Source organism: uncultured Nostoc sp. (assembly GCF_964247315.1).
Taxonomy (GTDB): domain Bacteria; phylum Cyanobacteriota; class Cyanobacteriia; order Cyanobacteriales; family Nostocaceae; genus Nostoc.
This window is the reverse complement of sequence record NZ_CAXTTT010000041.1, coordinates 1-26,997: the sequence shown is the minus strand read 5'-3', so window position 1 is coordinate 26,997 and position 26,997 is coordinate 1. Positions and strand designations below refer to the sequence as shown.

Sequence of the window (26,997 nt, the reverse complement as noted above, 5' to 3'; positions counted from 1 at the left end):
CGAGCGAGAGTGATTAACTTACAGTTGTTTGATAACTCCTTACCATATCAACAGTTTGCAATTGAAGATAACTATTCAAGCACCAATTAACTGAACTTTTAGATTTTATTTATTAATAGCAAAAAATAACGAGCAAAAGTATGAAATCTAACCAGCCCTTATTTTTCCAAGCATCTTTTCCAAAAAATAGCTCTATTCTAGTATTCATTGACTCACAAGTACAAGATTTTCAAGACCTGAAAAATGGTATAAAAGCAGGTGCAGAAATCTATATTTTGCATCCAGAAGTTGATGGAGTCGAGCAAATTACACAAACTTTGTCCCAGCACCAGGATGTTGAGAGTATACATATCATCTCACACGGGACGCCAGGAACACTTTATTTAGGGAATGCGGAACTAAGCCTAAAAACTTTAGGACATTACACCCAAGAACTTCAAACTTGGTTAAATTCAACTCCTGACTACTATACTCCTGCGCTTCTTCTTTATAGTTGTAATGTTGGTGCGGATGGCGGAACTGAGTTTTTAGAGAAACTGCATAATATTACTCAAGCTAATATATACGCTTCTAGTACTGCTGTTGGTAACTCAAACTTAGGTAGTAACTGGGATTTAGATGTTCGCTACGGCAAAGATATTTCACATTTTCCTGGTTTAATATTTCAACCTGAAGTGTTAGTAACTTATGCTGGAGTATTTGGAACGGGTGGCGATAAATATTACACGTACTATGATTCAAAAGAGGGCACTAAAGGAACGGTTCCTTTTATAGATATCAGTTCTACTGGCATCTTTCAGAGTATAGTAGGTAGAGACCAGCAAACTTCGATTACTCTGCCTTTTGAATTTAATTTTTACGGCAATAATTTTAGTCAAATAATTATTGGTGAAAATGGAGGGATTTCGTTTAATGGAACCGCTCAATTTAGGAATAACGCTATTATTCCATCTACTAGTTCTGGCGTACCAGTAAATAGCATTTTCCCTTTTTGGGATGATTTAGATGCACAAATAACTGCTACTGACCGCACAGGAAAAATTTACACAAAATCAGAATCTAATCGTTTTACTGTACAATGGACTAACTTCAAAGCTGAAAATAATAATAATAATAATATAACCTTTCAAGTTGTATTATACAAAGACAGCAATAATATTGATTTTATTTATTCAACGGCAACACAAAATGATGGAAGTACTGCCAGCATTGGTTTAAACAAGGGTACATTAGAAGATAGCAAAGCCGTTGGTGTAGCATATTCAGTCAATGCATCTAACCTTAATGGTGTTAGTTCTATCCGTTTTGTAACTGAACCTCAATTAAAAGTCAATACTCTAGCAGTGAAGGAAGGGGAGACAATCACCCTCTCTTCTAGTAACTTTAATGCGACAGATGTTGATAATAGCATTGACCTTAGTAAAATTACATATATCATTAGCAATCTTCAAAATGGTGAATTTCGGCTAAATGGTATCCCTAAAACTACATTTACCCAGCAAGATATCAACAGCGGAGTAGTTCAATTTGTTCACAACAGTAGTGAAAATGCTCCATCTTTTAATATAATTCTTAGCGATGGCTACAACACTTCTAGTCAAAAAACTCCGACTATTAGCTTTACTAACATCAACAATAACCCTGAACTAAAAGATATAATTTATTCTGTTACTTTTAATGAAAATGCGCTTAATATTGCTGCATCTATTATATATAGCAACATTACCCTTACGGATATAGATTCCTCTGACTTTAATGCAGGTAATCTCACAGTTAACTATAGCAGTGGTAGTGGAGCAGAAGACCAACTTTCAGTTAATAGTGGTAGTAATGGTATTACTTTAAGTAGCGGAAATGTTAGCTATAACGGAACTGTTTTTGGCAGTATTGACACTATTAATAATGGTGCGGGTGGCAAAGGCTTAGTTATTAGATTTACTAACGTTAATGCTACTTTAGCTGCTGTAAAAGCTTTAATTCAAAATCTTACCTATCAAAACACTTCTAATACACCTAACCCTAGCCGCACTATTTCGATTACAGTCAATGATGGTGATGGTGGAACTAGCACTGCTGTATCTAAAGTTATTAATGTTATTGCCGAAAATGATGCGCCTGTTAACACTGTTCTAGCAACGCAAACTATCAATGAAGATCAGATTTTAACATTTACAGCCGACAGTCTGATATCGATAAGCGACCCAGATGCTGGTAATAATCCTATCAAAGTCAGGCTTGAAACTAACAAAGGTACTCTTAGCCTCAATGGTATTAGCGGGTTAGATTTTACTGGTGGTATAGGGGATGGCACTGATAATGCTACGCTTCAATTTAAAGGCATCATCACAGATATCAATAAAGCCTTAAATGGCATGAAATTTAAGCCGACTGCTAACTCTAACGGTACTGCTTTAGTTCGTGTGTTAACAGATGACTTAGGCAATAGTGGTGCTGGTACTAACTTGACCAGTGATAAGACTATTACCATCAATATCAATGCCATCAATGATGCACCTGTAAATACTGTACCAGCAGCGCAAAGTGTCAAAGAAGAAAATATTTTAGTATTTAATAGCGCGAATAATAATCTAATTCGAGTTGATGATGTAGATGTAAATGAGAATCCTACGGGAGTTTTACAAGTAACGCTTTCTGTAACAAAAGGAATTTTAACTCTAGCATCCATCAATGGGATTAATTTTGATTCTGGTAATAGCAATGCTCAAGCTAATATAACTTTTACTGGAAAGCTGGCTGATGTTAATAATGCTCTCAATGGCCTAACTTATCTTGGTAATACAAATCTAAACGGCACTGATACACTCAAAATTATTACAGATGACTTAGGTAATGTTGGTATTGGTGGTAGTAAGAAAGATGAAAAATTAATCAGTATTAACATAGATGCTGTTAATGATGCTCCTATTAATACAGTACCTGGTGCCCAAAGCGTTGAAGAAGATAAAGATTTAATATTTAGCATGGCTAATGGTAAGGCTATTACTGTTAGCGATGTTGATGTTAATGAAGGTACAGGTGAGTTAGAAGTTACATTATCTGTAACTAACGGTGCATTAATCTTAGCAGACACAACAGGTATAAGTTTTCTATCAGGTAGTAGTAATGGTAAATCTAGTATTTTCTTTAAAGGAACCTTAAGTGCAATTAATAAAGCACTAGACGGTTTAACTTATCGAGGAAATTTAAACTACAACGGTACTGATATCTTAAGTATTGTTACTAGCGACTTAGGAAACAAAGGTGAAGGTGGTGTTCTTGAAGATGCGAGTAAAACAGTACAAATTAATGTTACTGCTGTTAATGATGCCCCAGTCAATACATTTCCTGGACAGCAAAGTATCGAGGAAGACAAAAATTTAGTTTTTAAGAGTAGTACTTCAAATGCGATTAGCGTTAGCGATGTTGATTTAGCGAAAGATAAAGGCGATATCCAAGTAATCCTTTCTGTTATTAAAGGAAAACTAACTTTAGGACAACAAACAACAGGATTAACTTTATTACAAGGCAATGAGAGTAACTCAATTACCTTAAAAGGTACACAAACAGATATTAATAGTGCCCTCGAAGGTTTAACTTATCGAGGAAATCAAGATTTTAATGGTGACGATACCCTAAAAATTCTCACCAGTGACTTGGGTAATACTGGGATTCCTGGTGAACTGAAGAAAGAAGATACAGTCCAAATAAAAGTTATAGCTATCAATGATGCCCCTGAAATTGCTGTTCCTGTTAGTCAGGTCATAAACGAAGATACAGATTTAGAATTAACTGGTATTAACGCTATTCAAGTTAAAGATGTAGATGCAGCCGAAGGTAGTGGTGAAGTTCAAGTTAAGCTTTCGGTAGCAAAGGGCACTTTAAATTTAAAAGTTATAACTGGTCTAACTTTTGATGCCACCAGTGGTAATGGTAAATCGGATGTCATCTTCCGAGGTAAAATTGCCGATGTTAACATCGCCCTTAAAAGTCTTTTTTATCGTGGAAATCTCAACGTTAACGGCGACGATACATTAACAGTTACTGCTAGCGATTTAGGTAATACTGGAATTGGTGGTATTTTAACTGACACCAAAAGGGTGCAAATTACTATCAATCCAGTCAATGATAGTCCAATAAATACCGTTCCTATCCAGCAAATCGTTGATGAAGATGTCCAGTTAATCTTCAATACTGCCAATGGTAATGCTATTAGTATTACCGATGTAGATGCTTTAGAAGGTACTGGAAAAGTTGAAGTTAAATTATCTGTCGCCAAAGGTTTATTAACTTTATCTAATACTTCAGACTTAACTTTCACTGAAGGTGATGGTGTTAGCGACTCTAATCTCACCTTTACTGGTAGTGTTGATAAAATTAACCAAGCTCTCAATGGTCTTGTTTATATTGGCAACCAAGATTCTAATAGTAATGCCAAAGGCGATGATACTTTAACTATTATCACAAGTGACTTAGGAAATACTGGCGATGGTGGTATCAAGACAGATACTGATACTGTTACAATCAAACGAAATGCTATCAATGACGCACCTGTAAATACAGTTCCAGGTAATCAGAGTGTAGATGAAGACACAGATTTAGCTTTAACTGGTGCCAAAGCTATCCAGATAAAAGATGTCGATGCTGCCGAAGGTACTGGTGTAGTTGAAGTTAAATTGTCGGTCGGGAAAGGCATTTTAACTCTGCAAAATACCGCTAACTTAACCTTTAACAGCAATAATACTAATGGTAAATCTACCGTAGTTTTCCGTGGTCAAATAGCAGATATCAATGCTGCTTTAAATACTCTTGTTTATCGCGGAAATCTTAATGCAAATGGTGTCGATACCTTAACTGTTACTACTAACGATTTAGGTAATACTGGTAGGGGTGGTGCTTTAACTGATATTGATAGTTTCCAAATTACTATCGACCCAGTAAACGATACTCCACTAATTGCCGTTCCTATGGAGCAAAATGTCAATGAAGATTTCACATTAGTTTTCAATGACTTTAATAAAAATGCCATTACCATCAGCGATGTAGATGTCAAAGAAGGAACCGGAATACTGGAGGTAACTTTATCTGTTACTCATGGTTTGTTGACCTTGAGTAGTACCACAGGCTTAGAGTTCATTAATGGTGATGGTCTTGGCAATGCGACTATGACCTTTAGAGGCAGCATTGACAGAGTAAATCAGGTTCTCAATGGCTTAACTTATTTGGGCAATAAAGATTTAAACAGTGATGTCCAAGGTGAAGATAACCTAACTATATCTACTAGTGATTTAGGTAACAGAGGTAAAGGTAATATCCTCAAAGACGAAGAGACTGTAAAAATTCAACTGACTGCAATTAATGATGCTCCTATAAATACTGTTCCTGGTGAGCAAACTGTCAAAGAAGATACTGATTTGACCTTTAGCACTATTAATAAAAATGCTATCACGGTCAGCGATATTGATGTTAATGAAGGGACAGGAGACTTAAAGGTAACAGTTGGTGTCACTAAAGGTGCTTTAACCTTAAAACAAATTACAGGGTTAACGTTCTTGCAAGGTGATGGAACAATTAACACCAGCATGACTTTTAAGGGTAAAGTCATAGATATTAATAGTGCCCTTGAAGGTTTAGTTTACCGAGGTAATCAAGATTTCAACGGTGAAGATACCCTTACGATTAATACTAATGACTTAGGTAATTCTGGCTCAGGTGGACCGTTAACAAAACAAGATATAGTCAAGATTAAAGTTAGCGCTGTCAATGACGCACCTATTATAATCTTTAGTAATTTCAAGAATTTAAGCCAAAAAGCTGCTTTTGATGGTAAGCAAGTGAAACTAAGCTTATCACTTCAAAGAGAAGCTGCAAATAATAACTCTGCTTACTTATACCGAGTCGATGATGCTAAAGGCTCAATTCGAGACCCACTTACTGGTATGTTACTTGACCCTACATCTAGTTTGAGCGTTGAACAAAAGCAGCGTTATCTGGAACTAATAACAACAGACCGCCTAGTCCAAGGCACAGAGATACAAGCGGCTAATCTTCAGACCCAAGAAATTTCTGTTAATTTAATCGGTGGTGGATACTACCTACCATTCTTAGTTTCTAACGGTACCCTTTCTAGCATTAATAAAGATTTAAGTCGGATCTTGACATCACATTTAGGTATTAATAGCGACGGCGTAGAGCATATTCGCAGCTTGGGTAATAACAAATTTGGTTTCTAGGACTTCATTGGTAGTGGCGATCGCGATTATAATGACATGATTTTTTCGATTCGGCAAGTGCAAATTATTGGTTAATTAGGGGTTGCTGAAAAACTGGAGTTTAGACTAGTTCCCGGTGCGAAACTGCTGAACAAATCAGATAGAAAAATTTGTTAATAATCACTAGTTAAACCTCGTCTAGGTTGAGACCCGTAGTTTTTCCTCATTGAGTTTGAGATGAGTTATAACCCACAAACTATCTGCCACTGTATTGGGACAGGCGTTAATTCGTTGTTCAAATGCCGAGACCTGTGGATAAATCAGCCAGAATAGTAAAAGAGGTTGGACAATTAAACGAAAATTATTAAGAGTATTCTTCCATCCAGAATTATGATTCCATTGTTGGTGATGAGAAAAATCCACACAATTAGCACAACTAGTACATGTCACCTCGGTTTCAATCTGAAGAGATTGATTTAAGGCTAACAAGGCTGGGGAATTTAAACTAAACCGCAGTGTAAACACAAAAAATAATTTCCCACCACCTCTCTATATGTTGAAAATTTGTCAAGCGATAATCTGTCCAGCCGAGTTCCTGTTTACATTGTCGAAACCCATATTCTACCCAGGTTCTTAATCCATATACGCCCAAAGTTTTTTTGAGATTTCCTTGAAGATTCGTCATGACAAATGAAGTAGAATTTTCCGGCATTGTTTCTGGGTCAGTAGTTATTTCCCAGTAATTTATGGCTCTTTTTTTACCATAAATTATTTCTCGGATATATCTGATTTCAGATTTTTGATTACTAAATGTTCTTTCAAATTTGCACCACTTGTTAGCTCTAACGCTCTGATTGGCTGGCAGCCAGACTCCATGATTACAACGAAATTGCTACAACATAAGCTAATTTATATTCATTGAGCTTTTTGATGAATTCGCCACATTCACCATACAAACTATCCGCTAATACTAATTCAATATTAAACCCCTTATTTCTTAATTCTGTAATAATTTCTGATGCTAATTATATTTTGGTTTTATATTTTTCTCCTGATTTGAGCGTCCCCTTCGGTTTAAACACTTTGAAACTTAATGGAAATGTTATATTTTCATAAACTCCATAAGCATTGACTGACACTATTCCATTATCTATTTTTCCTACGCTCCCTAGATATTGTCTTGCAACATAATCTGTCTTTTTACCTTTTTTCCTATCTCCAGTTTCATCTATTACTACGGTTATTGCCTGACCATTTAATGCAATATTAATTTCTTTAATATTCGGCTCTTTAATTTTTTTACTGACCAATTTGAATAGGCTATGAAATGATCTAATGACTGTGCCGAGTTTATACTTACTACTTTGGCTATTTCTGGTAATGATTTTCTTTTTATTGGTGAAATTATCCCTAAATGTAAATATTTGAAGCATTCATAATTCCTTACTTCTTTGAACAGGTCTTTATACTCTGCACAATATTCATCTACGAGCGCAACTGTTGAGTGGGCGTCTCTAGCTAAATGTTTCAGGATTTGTAATTCTACATCCATTGCCCTGCTTACCTGAAGAGAGTTTTTTCTTTTAATCCTTTTATTAAGAATACTCGGAAAGTGACAGAAGAGGGTTACTCGACCGCATTGTTTCAGTATCCGCAACTCATCTAACCATCTAAAATACTCTGAAGCATGATCCGTTGGTATGAAGCAATTATTGAATATCTCTTCAACTTCAATGACTTTAGCAAGTTGAGCATTTAAATCTAGCTCAGGAGCTAAGGCTTCAACGGAGGGCTGAATAGCAAGTTGCGATCGCGCCATAAATTACCAAATCTTCTTCAAATGTTGTTTACGATTAGGGACAAGCAGCTTGTGTCTCTCCTGCTCTTGAGTGCCAGCTTGATCAGATAGTTCTGGTTGCAGTTCTGTTTTCGGAAGCTGTATTTCTTCCTTTGAAACTCTCTCTGGCAAGAGTTCCAGTTTGTCATCTCTCTTTGAAGAAACATCAGCTCTACTTTTCCTCAGTTCAACAACATTTGAGGTTTTCTTGGAAGCTGAACGTAGACGCTTTTGTTCTGAGCGTCTTTTTTCCTTTTTGTCTTCTTTTCGTTCCTCTACAAGTTCCTTCCGTTTACCTAATGCTAATAAGGCATCATAGTTAAAATGCTCCTTGCGAGCTTGACTTCGCTCTTTATTCAAAGCTTTCAATTCTTCTACACTCAAATCATGGGTATCCATGTTGACGGCATGAGCATAGCCCAAGAAATCTTCTAAATTATCATTAGTTTCGCAACTGTAGATATATAAAGTCAGGATATGGTCTGGATCATATCTAAGCGTTACAAATTCACCTCTATATGCCTTGAGTGATTCGTAAGGATTCAGGTCTAATATTGGGTAAGCAAAGAAGAGCGAGACAGACAATTATTAGAGTCAGCAATTAGAGCTTGTGCAAAAAAATCAATTACAGACCTACCTTGACGGCGGCAAGTCTGTACCCCCGTCAACAAATTGGCAGTATGTTGAAACCGCTCCATTGAACGGGAACCACCACTCACCTTACGTTTTGTCACAGCCAAACGCAGCGATCGTTCGGCTTGATTATTATCAGGGGGAACTTCCGGATTTTCAAGAAAATACCACCATTGAGAAGCTTGATTCCGTAAAGAACGTAAAAGCTGGCCGGCTTTTGCTCCTGCTTTGTCAATCCACTGATTGAGCGTTTGTTGTAACTTAGATTTGAATTGATTTACCCAGTCGTTGTAACTGGTGGAGTCAAGAGTTTCAAACCAGTGAGCGTAATTTTTAAAGGCTTCATCAATTAAATCAACAAAAGCTTCCCCAATAGCCTGGTTGTGAAGACCTGGAAGTTGAATTAATTTTTTAAAGTGACGGCGTAGATGAGCCAAACATTTCTGTTGGGCAAAAACTGGATAGCCATTGTAAACACTAAAATCGTCGGAAGAGATTACACCTTGATATTGAGTGCCTAAAATTGCTTCTAATTCAGATCGTGAACGAGTGTCAGCCGCAGTAAACAGGCAGAACTCAGAATTGGCAACTACCCACAACCATTCTTTGACTCCTTTAACTGACTAAGGTGTTTCATCCACATGAATGTTAGGTTGTGTCTGTTTTAGCCAACTACTTAATTCACTAACGCTCGGTTCAATTGCTTTTTGAATTCGTTCATTGGTGGTAACTAACGTTCCGAGTCCAATTTCAATTTGACCCAGTTCCCATAGCATTTCTTGCTGTTTTTCATAGGGCATGTGTCCATAGTTATTTACCCACCCTAAAAACGCCTGTAAGGAAACTCCTAAATCTTGTCCTGGGATCATATTTTGTGCCCAGGCTGCTGTTTGTACGTTTCCATAGCACTCACACACACAGGTATGGCGTTGATACTCAACTACTTCAATCGGACGTTCCACTAGTTGCGCTACAGACTGTTTTTCTACTTTTACTGCTGCTGGAGCAAACGCTTTTTGACCACAATAAACACAATTCAATGGACGTAAGATTTCATAACGATCTACTCTACCAAAACCTTTACGGGTTCTTCCAGTATGTCCTAGTTGCCCACCTGGTTTTCTTTTGGGCTGATTCAATTCTTCTTGGGGTGGTGCTTTTTTGTTCTCGCTCCTTTTGAGAATGTCCCCAGACGGGGGTTTTGATGAGGTTTTGCTGTCTAAATCTCTGCTAACTTTTAACCGTTCTATTTCTTGCTGTAGTTCTGATATTATTTTCTGTAACTCACCTATTACCTTGCTGTGCTCAATAATTATCTCCACCAGTTCTTCTTTTGATAACTGGTTCAAGCTTTCTCGGTCTAAATTTTGAAGCAGGCTTTGGTTCATATAAGCGATATTCACCCTCAAGGAATCACTTTGTCAATACCCTGCCACCTGACGGGGTGACAAGACCGCTAAAAGCTTTGCCCATCAAGCTTTTAATCTATTTGACTCCGAAAAGATAGAGTCTTATTGACAGGCTTGTTGGCAATGAAATAGCGATTGCTTTATGGATTCATCCCAGACTCTGGTCTAATATGCCAGTTTTGTGGCACAACAGCTAGACAATCTTTTTGAAGCTAATTGAGCTAAAAGGCTTGCTTGCGATGTCTGATTTGCCGGACGCTTGTCACCCCTTCAGCCCTGCCACCTGAATCCTTACAGTGATTCTCCTCGATAAATCAGGTTCTCAAACTGTATAGATCCATGCGCTTGAACAACTCGTTGCGCTTCTTTCATCAAACAGATATCTAATTCTCGCTCATCCAAAGGTTCAGGTAGTTTTCTTCCCATTCCTGTAAACCAGCGCTCAAATCTTGTTTCGCGGGGATCTTTGGGATATGGTTCGTGGTTATAAATATCACAAAAGAAACTAGCAAGGATCTTGTCTATATCTTGTATTGTCAAACACGCTTCTTTCTCTGCATTTTTGGGGCGTTCCTGAACATTTGCCCCTGTATAACCAGGTAAATCTTTGAGAACTTGAGTATTAATAGTTTTAAAAATGCGTTCTACAATACCGCCTTCGGGAGGACGATCGCGTAGTTCACACTGAAATCCTAGTTTCTTACCAATGGCTTTAAAATGTTTTGAGCGAAAATCTTTTCCACCATCAGTAAAAAAATATTGAAAAGGAGTCCCGCGTATTTCCCAAATTTTATTTAACTTATAATCATCAGGATAGTTTTTGGGCAAAATAGCGTGTCTTAAAGCTAAAGCCGCCTCTGTAGAACCTGGTTGTTTGATCCATAGGCGGAAACCAACAATACAGCTTGAATAAGTATCCACAATAGTGGTTAGCCAAGGACGGTCAGACAATAAATTACCATCACTATCAACTATGCAAATATCCAGCTTAGTATGGTCGCATTGAATAATTTGGTTACTAAAGTCAGCTTATGGCTGCGGGTATTAGTTTTAAGATTGTTTTGACAAAAATAACTATATTCAGTGCTTGGGCTGAAAAGTAGTTATTGAGTTGTCGTTGTGAGAGACAATAATTCTACTACGGCAGCCCTACCTCTTCATACTCTTTTTTTGGCTAAGGTATTGTTATGACTAAAACTTTACTTGCGTAGGTGTAGCCCGTCGTAGACATCGCAAATACACCAAACTTTAAATTATGTATAATTTTTAGTTTATTAAAAACGCGATCGCGCCAATTTACCAACGCGATCGCTAAATTTTGCATCCCCTATCCAATAAAATGCAACTGCTCGATCGCCGCATTAATTAGATTATGGGTGACAGGAAGGCTATCCACTACCATCCCCAGACACAACAGCATCATGTAGGAGATGGAATAGAGAAACAAATCTCTAGCTACAGTGCGATCCTCTGGATGTTGCAACAAACGCCAAGATTTGTGGATAAATAATCCTCCCAGACTTAGGGCGATCGCAGCATAAACAATTCCACTTGCGCCTAAAGGATAAACCAATAACACGGTTGCAAATACTGTGACCAGCGTATAGTACCAAATCTGCTTCACCGTTACTGTGTCACCTTCAACTACAGGTAGCATTGGTATCCCCACCTTTGCGTAATCGTCCCGAATCATTAGAGCTAAAGCCCAGAAATGAGGTGGTGTCCACAAAAAGACGATAGCAAAAATTAACCATGCTGACCAGCTTAAAGTACCTGTGACAGCAGCCCAACCCACTAATGCCGGAATTGCCCCAGCTGCTCCACCAATGACAATATTTTGGGTACTGTGGCGTTTTAGCCAGTGGGTATACACCAAAATATAAAAGACGATGCCAGAAAAGGCTAGGAGGGCGGCTAAAAGATTGGCAAATACTGCCAGGAGTGTAAAGGAAATCGTCGCCAATGCGATCGCAAAAATTAGAGCATCACGCGGCTGTACCTTACCGGAAGGCATCGGACGATGGCGCGTCCGCTCCATGTCATAATCAATATCCCGGTCATAGACACAGTTAATCGTCTGGGCGCTTGCAGCAGCCAAAGTGCCACCAGTAAGAGTTACTAGCAACAGCAATGGGTCTACTTCTCCCTTAGCAGCAATCCACATACTTCCAGCCGTGGTAATCAAAAGCAACGGAATAATCCGAGGCTTCGTTAGCTGGTAATAACTTTGAACTACCTGGAAAAATGTTTCGTGGTGGCGAGAGACATTAGTCTCAATCATTTTGGCTCTGGTTCCTTATTTTTCAACAACTTATATGCAGCCCCCGCTCAAGCTGGCTCTTTCAGGCAAATGAAAACACAGATTTTCTGCACTTGCGTGGGTCGCGATACTCGCCGTTGCAGCTCTATCGTTTAGTGGGGAGTGGGGGCAGGGGGTAGGGAAGCAAAGGAGCAGGGGAGCAGAGGAGAAGTTGCAGTAAGTTTTTCCCCTCTTCCTCTTGTGCCCAATGCCCCATTTCCTATTCAGTACTTAGCACTTGTGAATTAGCACTCACTGAGTCACGCAGTGCGAGAACTGTGAAAACCACCAAAGTACCTAGCAAAGTAGCTCCTATAGCTTGATGAGACACGGTGAGAGGCTCGACTTGGAGGTGTAATTTGAAAGTGGCGAATCCCAACAAGATTTGTAATATCAACAAAGCACCAGCCATATTTGCCAGTCGCCGCAAGGCTGGATGTAGTGCTGGTGTCCACCAACAGATAAATACCATTGCCAAGGTTGCCACTGTTGGCGGCACCAAACCAGCAATATGGCTGTACATTACAGTACAAAGTTGAGAACCGTCGAGGCATTGGTGTAGCGCCCAGCGAGAGCCAACCAAAGCACCTAGTAAACTTTGCAGGTAAACTAGAACAGCAGCAGTTAAACCGACCCAAGGCAACTTACCAACGGTTCCAGTCCCCTGATAGGGTGTGAGTGCTGTGCCAATAATCAGGAGAGTAGTAAAAAACAACAGCGCCGTTCCTAAATGGGCGGTAACGATATCAAACCGCAACAGTTCGGTAACGGTGAGTCCCCCTAAGATGCCTTGGAAGACGATTAGAAATAGGGCGAATGTAGATGCCCAAGGCAGCCAAGAGGGTAAGAAACGACGACGCCACCAGGACAAACCAAAAAGTGCGATCGCGCTTAAACCAATTAAAGCTGCATCCAATCTGTGAAACCACTCCAGGAACACCTGGAGATTCATTTGCTTGGCTGGCACGAGTTCGCCATAGCATAAGGGCCAGTCTGGGCAAGCAAGTCCAGCATTCATGACGCGGGTGGCACTGCCTATCGCCATCAAAATTAAGGTGGCTATGCACATTTTCCACACCAAGCGCCGAATCATTTCCTTGGGCTTTTGCTGCTGAAGAGCCGCTTCATTTTGTTGTTGTAGGACAAATTCGCTCATGAACGATACCTTCTGCCCGCTCTTGGTGGATCTCTTAAAATCTTCAATTTTCTTTTAGCGTCCCATCTCCACCCTAGCGTATACGCTAAAGCTTTATAGATCAGCACTCACTTATACTTTGAAGTACATTAGCCACTTTTTGCTTGAAGCTTTAGGTATTTTTCAAGATGTGAAAAATTAATTAGTTGCAATTAATTAGGACTTACGCACACTCTACGAATTCAACTCTTGGAGACGCTGCGCGTTGGCGGAGCCTCTCCAAGAGTTGGCGTTTTTGGCGTCTTCTCTACGAGACGCTACGCGTTGGCGTCAGCCTCTCCAAGAGTTGGCGGTTCGACAAATTAAGCTTCTGGGCGATTTTTGCGTAAGTCCTATTAATTTCAATATCCTAAATTTTTCATTAATCTGTTTTTCAACCTCAACGCGGCACTCAATATGAGGTAAGTATCAAAGCAGATTTGAGTGATAGACTGTCTGCAACGCTGGCAGCATACCAGATTACAAAAACCAACGTCTTGACCACCGATCTTAACAATCCCAGCTTTTCCATTCAAGTCGGAGAGCAACGTAGTCGAGGCGTTGAACTTGATGTTGCAGGCGAAATTTTGCCTGGTTGGAAAGTTATTGCCATAGGGTAGTAAGGGAATGAAGGGGTTGGAGTTTGAGCTTGGGGTTATTTTACATCGGCGATCGCCAGGAAGACTTAAACAACACGTTTACTGTGCCAAGTTATTTACGCACGGATGCTGCTATCTTTTACAAGCAGGGAAGTTTTCGAGTTGAAGTCAATATTCGGAATCTGTTTGACATTGACTATTTTGAGAGTTCCCAGAGCAGGCTGCATTGTTTTCCCAGGCGATCCATTGACGGTAGTGGGATCGATTTCCTGGGAGTTATGATGCTCTCATATTGATGCTGAAAAAACTTAAATGATGCCCAGCTCGATTGATAAATCACTGATACAGAAATTTTAGTAGTCAACAGGCGATCGTGAGAAACAAGATCCCTGACATCTTTGAGATGTCGGGAATCTGTCGCTTTCAATTCTCACAAATGAAATAGAATTGCTATATCTTAAATTTTCCCATTGATTTATGTCTATTTCTCTCAGGATCTGATCAACCCTATAAAAAATCGAAATTAGCGTTTTTACCGAAATTCTCAAAAGACAACGCTTAACTAAACCTTATTGTATGGTCAATTTCTTGCACTCAGGATGAGTAAAGTAGCTAAAAAAATTAATAAAAATTTCAGAACACTGTACTCCATATCTAACAGCCTAGACTACCTTAGTAAGTGAGTAGCTCTGAGATAACATAGTAAATTCAATTAAGTAAGCCGTGAAGATTCCAAGTTCCATCTGGACATTACTCATTGGCATCGTGCTAACGCTCGCCAGCTTTTGGTACGGTCAAAATCACGGTCTGTTGCCAGCAGCAGCCACGGATGAAGCCGTCTTGGTGGATGGTTTGTTCAACGCGATGATGATCGTTTCTACAGGTATATTTTTGCTCGTAGAAGGTGTTTTAATTTACTCTGCATTTAAATATCGTCAGCGTGCAGGTGACAATGAAGACGGCCCACCAGTTGAGGGCAATGTACCTTTAGAGATTCTCTGGACGGCGATCCCAGCAATTATCGTTATTGGTATTTCTGTTTACAGCTTTGATGTCTACAACGAAATCGGTGGCTTCGATCCCCATGCTATCCATGAAGCACCGATGAATCAGGAGTCGATGAAAATGCCAGGTCATGGAAGTGCAATGGCCGCAACTTTAAGCGATACTCCTCCCAGCACCGAACCCAACCTCAATCAAGAAAAATCTGATCAGGCAATGCAAGACCCAGCTACGGCAGAAGTCCGTAATGCTGACCAAATTCCCCAACTGCGGAATGCCCCTGGTGTTGGTAGTGTTGCTCCAACAATTGGGGGAACTCCTGATAAAGCAGGTAAACCAGCAGAATTACAGGTCAACGTTACTGGTCTACAATATGCCTGGATTTTCACCTATCCTGAAACTGGTATAACTACAGGTGAAATGCACGTACCCATTGGGCGAGAAATACAAATCAATATGACAGCCAACGATGTCATTCACGCCTTCTGGGTGCCAGAGTTCCGGCTGAAACAAGATGCGATCCCCGGTAGGCAAAGCGAGATTCGCTTCACCCCCAAAAAAGCAGGCGATTATACCCTAATCTGTGCTGAACTTTGTGGCCCCTACCACGGTGCAATGAGAGCGCCAGTAGTAGTTGAGACAGAAGAAGCCTTTGATAAATGGCAGCAAGAGCAGCTAGTTGCCAGCAAAGAAACGCTAAATCAAGCTGTTGCTGTCAACCCTGCTGATTTATCCCCAAATGAATTTCTCGCCCCTTACACCAAGGATATGGGAATTCAGCCAGAAATCCTCCATCAAGTTCACAAATAGTCATTGGTCATTAGTCATTAGTCACTGGTCATTAGTACTCATACAAAGGACAAGTGACAAAGGACAAGTGACAAAGGACAAATGACAAAGGACAAATGACAAATGACCCAAGCTCAGTTGCAAGAAACTGCCAATATCCCTGCCCTTCTTGAGGAACCAGGGAGAAAATGGCAAGACTACTTTGGCTTCAACACCGACCATAAGGTGATTGGGATTCAATACCTAGTCACTACGTTCATTTTCTACTGCATTGGTGGCGTGATGGCTGACTTGGTTCGTACAGAACTGCGAACCCCAGAAGTCGATTTTGTCACCCCTGAAGTCTACAACAGCTTATTTACGCTGCACGCCACAATCATGATTTTCTTGTGGATCGTGCCAGCTGGAGCAGGTTTTGCTAACTTCTTGATCCCCTTGATGATTGGGGCAAAGGATATGGCATTTCCGCGCTTAAATGCTGTTGCCTTTTGGATGATTCCCCCTGCGGGTTTATTGTTGATCGCTAGTTTATTGGTAGGCGATGCACCGGATGCAGGTTGGACTTCCTACCCTCCCCTGAGCTTGGTAACAGGTCAAGTAGGTGAGGGAATTTGGATTATGAGCGTTCTCCTACTAGGTACGTCATCGATTCTAGGAGCAATCAATTTTCTCGTCACATTGCTCAGGATGCGTATCCCCGGTATGGGAGTTCATCAAATGCCCTTGTTCTGCTGGGCGATGTTTGCTACCTCGGCACTGACTCTGGTATCTACACCAGTGTTAGCAGCAGGTCTGATTCTGCTGGCTTTTGACTTATTGGCAGGAACGACATTTTTTAATCCAACTGGGGGTGGCGACCCAGTTGTGTATCAGCACATGTTCTGGTTTTACTCCCACCCTGCGGTTTACATCATGATTTTGCCTTTCTTTGGGGCAATTTCAGAAATTATCCCGGTGCATTCCCGCAAGCCGATTTTTGGCTATAAAGCGATCGCTTATTCTTCTCTTGCCATTAGCTTTCTGGGGCTAATTGTTTGGGCACACCACATGTTTACCAGCGGTATCCCCGGTTGGTTGCGGATGTTCTTTATGATCACCACCATGATCATTGCCGTACCCACGGGAATTAAAATATTCAGTTGGTTAGCAACCATGTGGGGTGGGAAAATCCGGCTTAACAGTGCCATGCTGTTCGCAATGGGTTTTGTTGGCACCTTTGTGATTGGCGGGATCAGTGGTGTGATGTTGGCAGCAGTGCCCTTTGATATTCACGTTCACGACACTTATTTTGTAGTGGCACACTTGCACTACGTCCTGTTTGGTGGTAGTGTTCTCGGCATTTATGCGGCGATTTACCATTGGTTCCCGAAAATGACGGGACGGATGCTAAACGAATTTTGGGGTAAGGTTCACTTTGCCTTAACAATAGTGGGTCTAAACATGACCTTCTTACCCATGCACAAACTGGGATTAATGGGCATGAACCGCCGCGTCGCCCAATATGACCCCAAATTTACCTTTATCAACGAAATCTGCACTTATGGCGCTTATATACTAGCAGTTTCGACATTCCCCTTCATTATCAATGCGATTTGGAGTTGGTTATACGGCGAGAAAGCTGGTAATAATCCCTGGAGAGCGTTGACCTTAGAGTGGATGACTACTTCACCACCTGCGATCGAGAATTTTGATGAACTCCCAGTATTAGCTACAGGTCCCTACGACTACGGTTTGGAAAATGCTAATCAAGGTGTACCCTTATCTGACCCCAATCCCGTCTTGTCTGGCGGCCCGAACTCGGTGTTAAGAGCAGAACCCGACCCAGCAGTTGCTGCCAATCCTGAAGACCGGAAATAAACTGGGGACTGGGGGCTAGGGACTGGTTTAATTCTCTTCCCAATGCCCCATGCCCCATGCCCAATGCCCAATGCCCAATTCCCCACTTATTAAAATTCATGCAAAGTCAAACTATTGACCCAGCTAAAACCGAACTGAATCATCACCACGCGGCAGAAGCGTCCGTTAGTCATCACGAAGAACATCCAGACCATCGCCTGTTTGGGCTAATTGTCTTCCTGATTGCTGAAGGGATGATTTTTATGGGGTTGTTCGGAGCCTATTTGGCTTTCCGTGCTACTTTACCTGCATGGCCCCCAGCAGGTACCCCAGAGTTAGAACTATTGCTACCTGGAGTCAACACCATCAATCTAATTTCTAGTAGTTTTGTCATGCACAATGCCGATACTGCGATCAAAAAGAACGATGCGCGGGGTGCCCAGATTTGGTTAGCAATTACGGCTGCAATGGGTGCTATCTTCTTGGTGGGTCAAGTATATGAATATACCCATTTAGAATTTGGTTTAACTACCAATTTATTTGCTAGTGCATTTTACGTTTTGACTGGTTTCCACGGATTGCACGTTACCATCGGCGTTTTGGCGATTGTTGCCGTATTGTGGCGATCGCGCGTTCCGGGTCACTATAGTAACGAAAAGCACTTTGGTATTGAAGCCGCCGAAATCTACTGGCACTTCGTTGACGTGATTTGGATTATTTTGTTCGGATTACTGTATCTACTGTGAGTATTAATTAACTAGTTGTTTAATCCACGCGGACAACTTGATAAGCCCCCTTAGTGGGGGCTTTTTTAATTAACAGAATAAAAATATCAGTGAAAAAGATTGTAGAGACGTAGCAGTGCTACCTCTTTACAAGGGTCATGGATAACGTATATTTATCGTTTGCCTAAAAAAGTTAAATAAAAAAATATATAAAAGCAAGTTTAAACTATTCTCACTATTACTTTTGCTAGATGCAACTGAGTTGTTGCAAATGATATATATGCAAGTAAAGTAAAAGGTGGGAAAAGTGGGAAAAGTAGGATGTTTTGGAGAAAGTATTGAATAAGCAGTTAATATACTGTAAATTGATATCTTAAGGACTAAGTAAACCAACAAATAAAGAAAGTTCGCAAATTTATGCGGATTTAATTTAAGGAAATGCAGTCCTAATATTTCTTCTACTCAGAAAACTGCAAACTTAAAGTTATTCGAGAGATTGCAAGCATTGTAATTCGCCATTTTGCTTTCTCATTTAAGTAGCTTGTACCAATTCAAAAAATGTTTACGACAGATAACCCAACCTGCACTCTCGTTTTGCTAAGGGTAGGGATGGATTCTTTTTTAACAATTGGTATCAGATATTAATTGTGGTATTTCAGAGAAGCGAATACGCATTACAGATTTACCAGAATTATGAGTAGATCGAGATCGTGAAATGTGTGAGTGATTGAAAAGTTACACCTAATTTACCTCAAAAACCATCACTCGGTATCTACCTCAAAAACTTATCCGCTCTTTTTTTATTTTTTCGTCGAACTTACATTGAGCTGACAACCCGATCGCAGTTGGTAATGACTAAAATCTGGTAAAAAAAATTGTGGCGAATACTGTCAGGGTATTTGTGCCTTTTGCCTTTAAATTTTACTGTTCAAGGTTTTGTCAGTAATCAGACTTAACGGTTAAAATAAATAAGTAAATATCCTGATTCCTGAATATTTTTTTCTGCCCACAGTTTAAATACTGTAGACTAGTGTTAAATTTACTTAAGTGATAAAATTACAAAAGTATTTCATGAATTAATTTTGTATTAAGATACCTATAAAGGTATTAAATAAAGCAATCAAGCAACTAAGCATCCAACTCATCTAAAGCATAGATCGCCCGATGGCTAACTGCCGCAAATATCAGTAAATCTACCAGCAAGCAGTTATTCATAACATCACCCAAGCTCTGAATGGTCAGTAAATTAATATAGTAGTACACGCCACATGAGCCAGAACCCTCTAGTCAGAAAAACACTCCGAAGTCGCTTTGAAACTGTCAAAGTGATGGGAAGCGGAGAATCTGATAATACTTACTTATTAGGGGGTGCTATACGTAACAGAAATCAATACCCTTTCAATAGAAAAACACTTCGGAATCGCTTTGAGATTATTAAACACTTAGGAAGTGGAGGTTCTGGTGATACCTACTTGGCCATTGACTTGGATTTACCAGGACAACCCCATTGTGTCGTCAAACATTTCCATCCGAAAGATTCCAGCCCTGCTGTTCTACCCATTGCTAAAAAGCTATTCGCTCGGGAAGCGGAAGTTTTATACCAACTAGGCAACGACCACGATCAAATTCCGAGACTGTTTGCCCATTTTGATGAAGATGGGGATTTCTATTTAGTTCAGGAATATATTGACGGTCATGCCTTGACTCAAGAAATTGTCCCAGGTCAGCCTCTTAACGAGAATACAGTTTTAAATTTATTAAAAGACATCCTAGAAGTACTGGCTTTCGTCCACCAACACGATATTATTCACCGAGATATAAAACCTCAAAACTTAATGCGACGGTCCTCAGATCGGAAGATTGTGCTAATTGATTTTGGGAGTATTAAGAAAATTGGTGCTTTGGGAGCAGGCTTAACAATTGCTGTTGGAACCCCTGGCTATATGCCAAGCGAACAGGCTAAGGGAAAGCCAAAACTTTGCAGCGATATTTATGCTGTAGGGATGATTGGCATTCAAGCTTTAACAGGTTTAATACCTGAGCAACTACCAGAAGATCCCAGTACTGGAGAAGTTATCTGGCGCGATAAGGCACAGGTAAGTGATAGTCTGGCAAATATTTTAGATACAATGGTTCGCGATCGCTACAGCCAGCGTTATCAGTCTGCCACAGAAGCTTTGCAAGCCCTTAATGATGTAGCGTTGTCAGAGTCTTCACAATGTGCTGACATCAACCACAAGGCTGATGATACCGATTTGCTAACTTATAAAAACTTTATTTTGCTGCTAGGCATCGGTCTTGGTGCTACCACTAGCTTGATAGTAATAGTTTTAATCTACAGCTTTATTAATACAGGGTCATCGCTTCCAAACCAACCCACTCCATTAAAGAGTTTTCTAGAAAAATTTGTGGAGTTACCGTTAATTAATACAAATAGTCTACTAGCTAAATCAACACCAAACAGAAGAATCTGTCAAAGCAATTGCACCATTGCAGAAACTACCAAAGAGCAAATTTCATCTCAATGAGAAAGAGTTAATCATCTAGCAACAATCATAAAACTGCTTATTAACTAGCTATTACAGATTTATTTTTAATCTAAATATTTTAAGATTACTGTAGGATAAATACTTAGATATTCCTGTAAGATAAATACAATGAAACAATATTTAAAAATATGGACAATACAAATCAAAGAAAAGCTTTAATTAACAGCGAAATCGCCCTGTTTCTCAGAGGTTTGATTATTGGTAAAGTTCTCACACTTATGGTTATTGGCGGATTACTTTGGTGGTTATTGAAGCCAAATTTATTGTCGTCCCGCAACAGCGTTAACCCTTCTTCTGCTCAAAATGTCAAGAGCGTCTCTAATAATGTCTCTAATAATGTCTCTAATAATAATGGATCAACTTTTCAGACAGTTGCTGATGTTCCCCCTGCCTCATTCAATTACGGAGGTAGTACAGCTTGGGCATCAATCCGGCAATTGGTAGATTCTCAGATCCAGAGCGATCGCCCGGAACTACAATTACGCTATGTAAACCCTGTTAATGGTAGTCCTGGTTCTAGCTCCGGCATTCGGATGTTGCTTGATGGGAAAATAGACTTTGCTCAGTCCTCCCGTCCCCTTACAGATGAAGAAAAAGCTACGGCAAAAGAGCGAGGCTTCACCCTTGAGGAACGTCAGGTGGGTAAAGATGGGATAGCAGTGGTAGTCAATCCATCACTGAATGTGCCTGGTTTAACTGTTGACCAATTGCAGCAAATTTATTTGGGGAAAATTACTAATTGGAATCAAGTCGGTGGGCCAAATCTACCCATCACGGCTTTTTCCCAACGACCAGAGGATGCAGATACAGTAATATTCTCTAATAACAGCGACTTAAAAAGACAAGCACTTGGCTCGAATGTGCAGTATGTCTACTCTGCTACAGATGCAGTGCGCCAACTCAGTAAAACCCCTGGTGGTGTGTATTACGCTTCTGCCCGTTCGGTAGTTTTTCAATGTAGCGTGAAGGCTTTGCCATTGGGTCAGACTTCTGGTCAGCTAATTCCCCCGTATCGAGAGCCGATGGTTTCGCCTGAACAGTGTCCGGGTCGGCGCAACCAGCTAAATACTCAGGCGATCAAAAATGGCAGCTATCCGATGATTGCTAATTTATCTGTGATTATTAAGCAGAATAAAGGTCCAGAACAGCAGATTGGAAATGCTTATGCCAATCTTTTATTAACTGACCAAGGGCAAAAGGCAATTGAGCAAGCTGGTTTTGTTAGAGTTCACTAGTAAATTTGAAGGACAATTGAGCAAGCTTCCTACCGATCCCCGACTTGTTTAAGAAGTCGGGGATTTGGAGCGATCGCTTTTCTATCCATTTACTACTTGTTCAATATCCATGTATTGATCGCTTCATAGGACTTACGCACAGGTTACGCAAAATCAAACCACAGAGAACGCAGAGGAATAACAATTAGAGAGGTTTTTTGCGTAAGTCCTAGCTTGAGTTGAAGTTCACTCGACAGCATAACAGGTAAACTGGCGCTTAAAAGGAGAATGGAACCCAATAACAATATCAGAAGGGGGTACACCTAACTCAACCAATCGTTCAGCAACAGACTCTTCTGTACCGTTATACTGTATCCATATTTTTCCATCTTGAATATCAAAATGCATAACCGGGCCAAACACCCGCTTATCTCCTTGCCAGCCAACGTAAGCTAGTTGATAATGGTCGTTTTCGTTGTCTAAAATTGATTGTGATTTGACAGTATCGGTATTAGACGTGATTTGTTGATGTTCGCTCAAAATTTGTTTGATAAATTGTCGATAGTGTTCTATTTTATCCATAGCCGAATTTCCTCACGTTTTGGGTCATAAATTATCAACTTAACTTGGTAACGATGAAGGGTACGCTGGACAAAAGAAAGTTGGAAAAAGTCTTGATATGTTTCGATCGGAACGGCTAAATAAAGCACTCTGTCTGCTTCTTGTTCTTCTAGAGCTTGGCAGTAATTCAAATATTGTCCGAGTGCAGTATGAAATTCCCTGATATCTGAATCTGCAATAAAACTCTTGATTTCAACAGCTATTTTTTCTGTATTCCGTTCTGCGGCAATGGCATTTTCAGCCGCTAAATCTATTTGTAGCTTAATCGCTTCACTAACACGAATTGTAAAAGGGTCATGAGTAATTATCCACCCATCTTTGATTAATGCTTTTTTTACCTGTTGATGGAAAACATCTTTAGCCATTTTGCTATCTCTACATTAGAGTCTCAAAATGAAAATATGCCATTTTTATGATGTTTTAGCGTTTAGCTTAACCTAAAATTAGATTTTTGCTTTATACATTGCGTTCCCCGAAGGGGTTGTCGTTCGCGCAGCGTGTCGTAGACAAGACATCGCACTCTCCATTATTCTGCATTGCTGCGGCAAGTTTCTCTAAATTTTGACGCACAGCCACACAACGAAGATGCTCAACACCCCAGACTCGTTCGCAAATATCTAAAGCTTGCAAATAATGCGGTTCTGCTTCACTGTAACGTCCAGTTTCACGATAAATTTCTGCCAGATTATTGAGACTTTCGGCAACATTGGGATGATTTTCTCCCAATAGGTGCTTATCAAGTTCTAAGGCTTTTATACATAAGGGTTCCGCTTCATTGTAACGCTCCTGTTCTCTGTACATATAACCCAAAGCATAGATAGTATCTGCTAAAAGCGGATGCGCTTTTTGTAATACACGCTGCTTGAGTTCCAATGATTCCAAAAACAAAGATTCCGCTTCACTGTAACGTCCTTGAGCGCGGTATATTAAACCTAAATTGTGCAAATCTGTTGCAACATCAGGATTTTCTTCTCCCAAAAATTGCTTATCTAGTTCTATTGCTTGTTGCGATAACGGTTCAGCTTCACTGTAGCGTCCTTGATGATAATAAAGTAGCGCTAAATTATTCAGTATCAGAGCGAAAGAAAGATGATTTTCACCAACCAGACGTTTTTCGAGTTCTAATGATTGCAAATATAGAGGTTCTGCTTCGTCATAACGTCCTTGTTCATCATATAGTAATGCCAAATTGTTCAGACTGGCAGCGACATCGGCATGGTGTTCTCCCCACAAACGCTTCCTCAGTTCTAAAGCTTCTTGATATAAGAGTTCTGCTTTACTATATTGTCCAGTAGATTTGTAGAGTCCTGCCAAATTATTCAGGCTAGTGGCAAAAGCCGGATGGTTTTCTCCTAACAAGCGTTTCGTTAATTCTAAAGCTTGTTTATATAAAGGTTCAGCTTCACTGTAGCGTCCCGTTGCACGGTATATTCCTGCTAAATTGTTGAGGCTAGTGGCTAAGTCTATCTGCAAACCTAATTCATTTTGTAGCTCACTCGCCTGACACCAATATTTAATTGCTAATTCTTGTTCTTCTTGATAATTTTGAGATTCACCCCGATTTAATCTGCTGTGGTATATATCGCCCAACCTTGAATATAAAGTAGCCAAGGTAGGATCTTTAGTTCCCCGTTCTTGTTCTACTTTCTCGATTAACCTTTGTAAATCTTGAATGGGTAAGAAAAAGGGGTTATTTTCATTAGTATCTGTGCTGGCTAATTCTGTGTCTCTAAAAACAAAGCTTATATGTTCTAGTTCCTTACCAGGAATAGCATTTGTCTTTTTAGATTCAAACCGAAATACACCATTGCGCCAACTCCAAAAATCAGGAGCTTTTTTAATTAAGTTGACTAAAATTTGGTTAGTTACCCAAAGTACGATCGCAAATGGAAATTCGCGCAATCCTTCCCTTGTCCACTGTAAGTAACCAAAAAACTTCTCCTGTTCTGATTGCTCATTTCCCAATCTGAGAAAATACAATTGTTCAGCACCCGTTACAGTGATTATCGCCGGATTTTGCTGGCGGAGATATTCTTCTTGTTGTATCAGTTGGTTAAGAGCAGCTTTCAGGCTTGGTTCTTGACGTGCTAAAGTTACTCGATATGCACCGAAGGCGGATTGTAGTTCAGCTTCATATTGAGCAATAATCTGATCGCGAAAGCTAGCATCATCGCAAACTGCAATTAGTAAATTTAATCCCCGCTTTTGAGCTTCAATAGAAACAATTAAATCATCATAGGCATCTTGGTTTTCTCCTTCGTCATCTAATAGTTTTTCATTTAACATTAATGGCTCCCTGTCTTTTCAAGCTTTCGATAATAATTGGATGAACATCGTACCAAGTTTCCTCAGTGCGATATTCTAGAACATACAGCCCATGTAACAAATCTAAAAACTCTGCTTGTTTGGGGTCATTGGGCATAAATTGTTCATACACACTCTGCAAAATATCGATATCAACCTTTCCTAAACGGATGGAAAAATCATTGCGAATTTTATTGATTGCTTGCAGAAGAATTTTATCATCAATGATCACTTTGGCTGAAGGATTTCGCCGGATCGTTCGCAAACATATACGGCAGCATTCTTTAGAAATCCGAATTAACTCTCGCAATACGCCACCACTAGAAATCACAATCTTTTCAGCCGTTTCTGCCGTAATTAATTCACTGGGAATCCGCTTTTCTAACACTTCACCGAGAATCTTTGTTGCTTCCGGGCGAGGTTCAGCGTTAGGGAAGCGATTTTTACCTTTATCAAATATTTTTAAGACAGGCATTGCCACAACTTGATCATTAGTTTCAGTGGCAATTATTGTGCTAATAAATGTTTCTCGAAGGACTGCGATCGGGATGGTGTAAATAATTTGAAAATTAGGTTGACAAAGAGCTTTAATATTATCTCGATAAATTTCGTTAACTCTGCCTAAGTCAAGTTTATCTAAATCATCAATAATTACTAAAACGTTTTGTTTAGTTGCAGCTTGAATGAGAGCAGCAATTTCATTAATTCTGGCAACTAAATCTGATAACTTACGTTCAAATTCTTGCTTAATTTCATCCCGAACGCTAGCATCAGCTTTTAATTTAGAACTAATCAATTTTAACAGGTCAAAACCTATACTAGCTTCTGTTTGCAAATTTGATTCTTCAGTGCGAGTGCGGGTAGCAAACCACTTATAAAGAGCTTCTTTAGTGGATTGCGGAATATCAACTTTGCGTGCTTCTGCCTCGGTCATTAAATTAACTGCGATCGCAAACAGTATATTAATATGATTAACAGCCGACATTTCAATTTTGTCGGCAATAGAAAACAGAACTACAAAATATTTATCTTGAATTTGTCGGCTAAATTCAGCTAACAAAGTAGACTTACCACATCCCCGATGTCCTGTAAAGACAATTTTGCCATCTCCATTAGGACTATCTTCCACTAATTGGTTCAGGTCTGCAATCAAATCATCACCATATTCGACTCGAAATCTTTCCATTTCGCTCCGTTCCATCAACGGAAACAGTTCGAGATTACTGTATGCTTCTTGAAAGGAGTTTAATAAGTCTTGAGACATTGGATAGTGCTGTTAACGTGCTAACTATTCATATAATGGCTCATGATTTTTGAAGCACAAGTTAAGGTAATGTCTAGGATAGAGTATGTCTACATAACTTCTAAAATTACGTTAATAAATAACTACTAAGTGAGTGGTATGTTATGTCTTAAAAAGAGATGCCTTAATCCCCAAATTTCAACCTATCAATAAGTAACAGAGGTCAATAATCAATAAAACTGAATGATAGATTATACATTGGATAATTCAGACTGAATGATAGATTATACAGATAACATCCTAAAAGCTACTTAACACATAAATAAAATAAAATTTTCAGTTATAAAAATAAATTTTTAGTGTGCTTTGTCTCATTCCCCTCTAGCCGATGCGATGGTAGCTGTTGTTAGTATTGGTTTACTAGGCGGGTATCTCATTTTTGCAAATATACTTAGTATCGCAAGGCGGGAGTCAAATTACCCCCCTTAATCCCCCCTTATAAAGGGGGGAAATAAGAAATCTTGTTCCCTCCCCAATACATACGGGGAGGGTTA

The 26,997-nt window shown here is 39.7% G+C and carries 15 protein-coding genes and 3 pseudogenes; 7 read left to right on the top strand and 11 right to left on the bottom strand.

Going from position 1 to position 26,997, the window contains the following annotated elements; translation table 11 throughout:
• The first annotated feature begins 140 nt into the window (after positions 1-140).
• Complete coding sequence (locus tag ACFE93_RS14290) at positions 141-6,230, top strand: DUF4347 domain-containing protein (protein WP_375473912.1); 6,090 nt, start codon at positions 141-143, stop codon at positions 6,228-6,230.
• 276 nt (positions 6,231-6,506) lie between these two features.
• Here ACFE93_RS14290 and ACFE93_RS14285 read toward each other — a convergent pair.
• From ACFE93_RS14285 to ACFE93_RS14260, 6 genes and pseudogenes are all read right to left on the bottom strand, one after another.
• Positions 6,507-7,761, bottom strand: a pseudogene (locus ACFE93_RS14285) (IS701 family transposase); the annotation flags it as partial.
• Positions 7,762-8,031: 270 nt separating this feature from the next.
• Complete coding sequence (locus tag ACFE93_RS14280) at positions 8,032-8,631, bottom strand: hypothetical protein (protein WP_375473911.1); 600 nt, start codon at positions 8,629-8,631, stop codon at positions 8,032-8,034.
• A pseudogene (locus ACFE93_RS14275) lies at positions 8,595-10,067 on the bottom strand (IS66 family transposase). The gene ACFE93_RS14280 and the pseudogene ACFE93_RS14275 overlap by 37 nt, the downstream one beginning before the upstream one ends.
• Positions 10,068-10,379: 312 nt before the next feature.
• Complete coding sequence (locus ACFE93_RS14270; RefSeq protein WP_375473910.1) at positions 10,380-11,039, bottom strand: hypothetical protein; 660 nt, start codon at positions 11,037-11,039, stop codon at positions 10,380-10,382.
• Between the two features lie 376 nt (positions 11,040-11,415).
• Entirely contained in the window at positions 11,416-12,369 is a 954-nt protein-coding gene (locus tag ACFE93_RS14265) for a heme o synthase (protein ID WP_375473909.1), read from the bottom strand.
• A 238-nt stretch (positions 12,370-12,607) separates the two neighbouring features.
• Positions 12,608-13,543 carry a heme A synthase gene (locus ACFE93_RS14260; protein WP_375473908.1) on the bottom strand — a complete coding sequence of 312 codons (936 nt, stop codon included), beginning with the start codon at positions 13,541-13,543 and terminating at the stop codon, positions 12,608-12,610.
• A 404-nt stretch (positions 13,544-13,947) separates the two neighbouring features.
• On the opposite strand from ACFE93_RS14260, the pseudogene ACFE93_RS14255 reads away from it, so the two are divergent.
• The 4 genes and pseudogenes from ACFE93_RS14255 to ACFE93_RS14240 form a co-directional block, all read left to right on the top strand.
• Positions 13,948-14,442 (top strand): annotated as a pseudogene (locus tag ACFE93_RS14255) (TonB-dependent siderophore receptor); the annotation flags it as partial.
• Positions 14,443-14,883: 441 nt separating this feature from the next.
• Positions 14,884-15,972 (top strand): cytochrome c oxidase subunit II, encoded by a 1,089-nt coding sequence (locus ACFE93_RS14250; protein ID WP_375473907.1) that lies wholly within the window; start codon positions 14,884-14,886, stop codon positions 15,970-15,972.
• Positions 15,973-16,074: 102 nt separating this feature from the next.
• Positions 16,075-17,808 (top strand): cytochrome c oxidase subunit I, encoded by a 1,734-nt coding sequence (ctaD, locus tag ACFE93_RS14245; RefSeq protein WP_375473906.1) that lies wholly within the window; start codon positions 16,075-16,077, stop codon positions 17,806-17,808.
• A gap of 98 nt (positions 17,809-17,906) precedes the next feature.
• Complete coding sequence (locus ACFE93_RS14240) at positions 17,907-18,533, top strand: heme-copper oxidase subunit III (protein WP_375473918.1); 627 nt, start codon at positions 17,907-17,909, stop codon at positions 18,531-18,533.
• A gap of 1,107 nt (positions 18,534-19,640) precedes the next feature.
• On the opposite strand, the gene ACFE93_RS14235 is transcribed toward ACFE93_RS14240, so the two are convergent.
• Positions 19,641-19,775: a hypothetical protein gene (locus ACFE93_RS14235; RefSeq protein WP_375473905.1), complete on the bottom strand. Its 135-nt coding sequence runs from the start codon at positions 19,773-19,775 to the stop codon at positions 19,641-19,643.
• Between the two features lie 5 nt (positions 19,776-19,780).
• Between ACFE93_RS14235 and ACFE93_RS14230 the strand changes: the two genes are divergently transcribed.
• Together ACFE93_RS14230 and ACFE93_RS14225 are read left to right on the top strand one after the other, a co-directional pair.
• Entirely contained in the window at positions 19,781-21,040 is a 1,260-nt protein-coding gene (locus ACFE93_RS14230; protein WP_375473904.1) for a protein kinase, read from the top strand.
• 149 nt (positions 21,041-21,189) lie between these two features.
• Positions 21,190-22,296 (top strand): PstS family phosphate ABC transporter substrate-binding protein, encoded by a 1,107-nt coding sequence (locus ACFE93_RS14225; RefSeq protein ID WP_375473903.1) that lies wholly within the window; start codon positions 21,190-21,192, stop codon positions 22,294-22,296.
• Between the two features lie 225 nt (positions 22,297-22,521).
• Here the strand turns inward: ACFE93_RS14225 and ACFE93_RS14220 are convergent, their stop codons facing one another.
• The 4 genes from ACFE93_RS14220 to ACFE93_RS14205 form a co-directional block, all read right to left on the bottom strand.
• Positions 22,522-22,857 (bottom strand): XisI protein, encoded by a 336-nt coding sequence (locus tag ACFE93_RS14220; protein WP_375473902.1) that lies wholly within the window; start codon positions 22,855-22,857, stop codon positions 22,522-22,524.
• Positions 22,845-23,261 (bottom strand): XisH family protein, encoded by a 417-nt coding sequence (locus ACFE93_RS14215; protein WP_375473901.1) that lies wholly within the window; start codon positions 23,259-23,261, stop codon positions 22,845-22,847. The genes ACFE93_RS14220 and ACFE93_RS14215 overlap by 13 nt, the downstream gene beginning before the upstream one ends.
• 91 nt (positions 23,262-23,352) lie before the next feature.
• Positions 23,353-25,182, bottom strand: a complete 1,830-nt coding sequence (locus ACFE93_RS14210; protein WP_375473900.1) for a tetratricopeptide repeat protein — start codon at positions 25,180-25,182, stop codon at positions 23,353-23,355.
• Entirely contained in the window at positions 25,172-26,464 is a 1,293-nt protein-coding gene (locus tag ACFE93_RS14205; protein ID WP_375473899.1) for an ATP-binding protein, read from the bottom strand. The genes ACFE93_RS14210 and ACFE93_RS14205 overlap by 11 nt, the downstream gene beginning before the upstream one ends.
• Positions 26,465-26,997 lie beyond the last annotated feature (533 nt).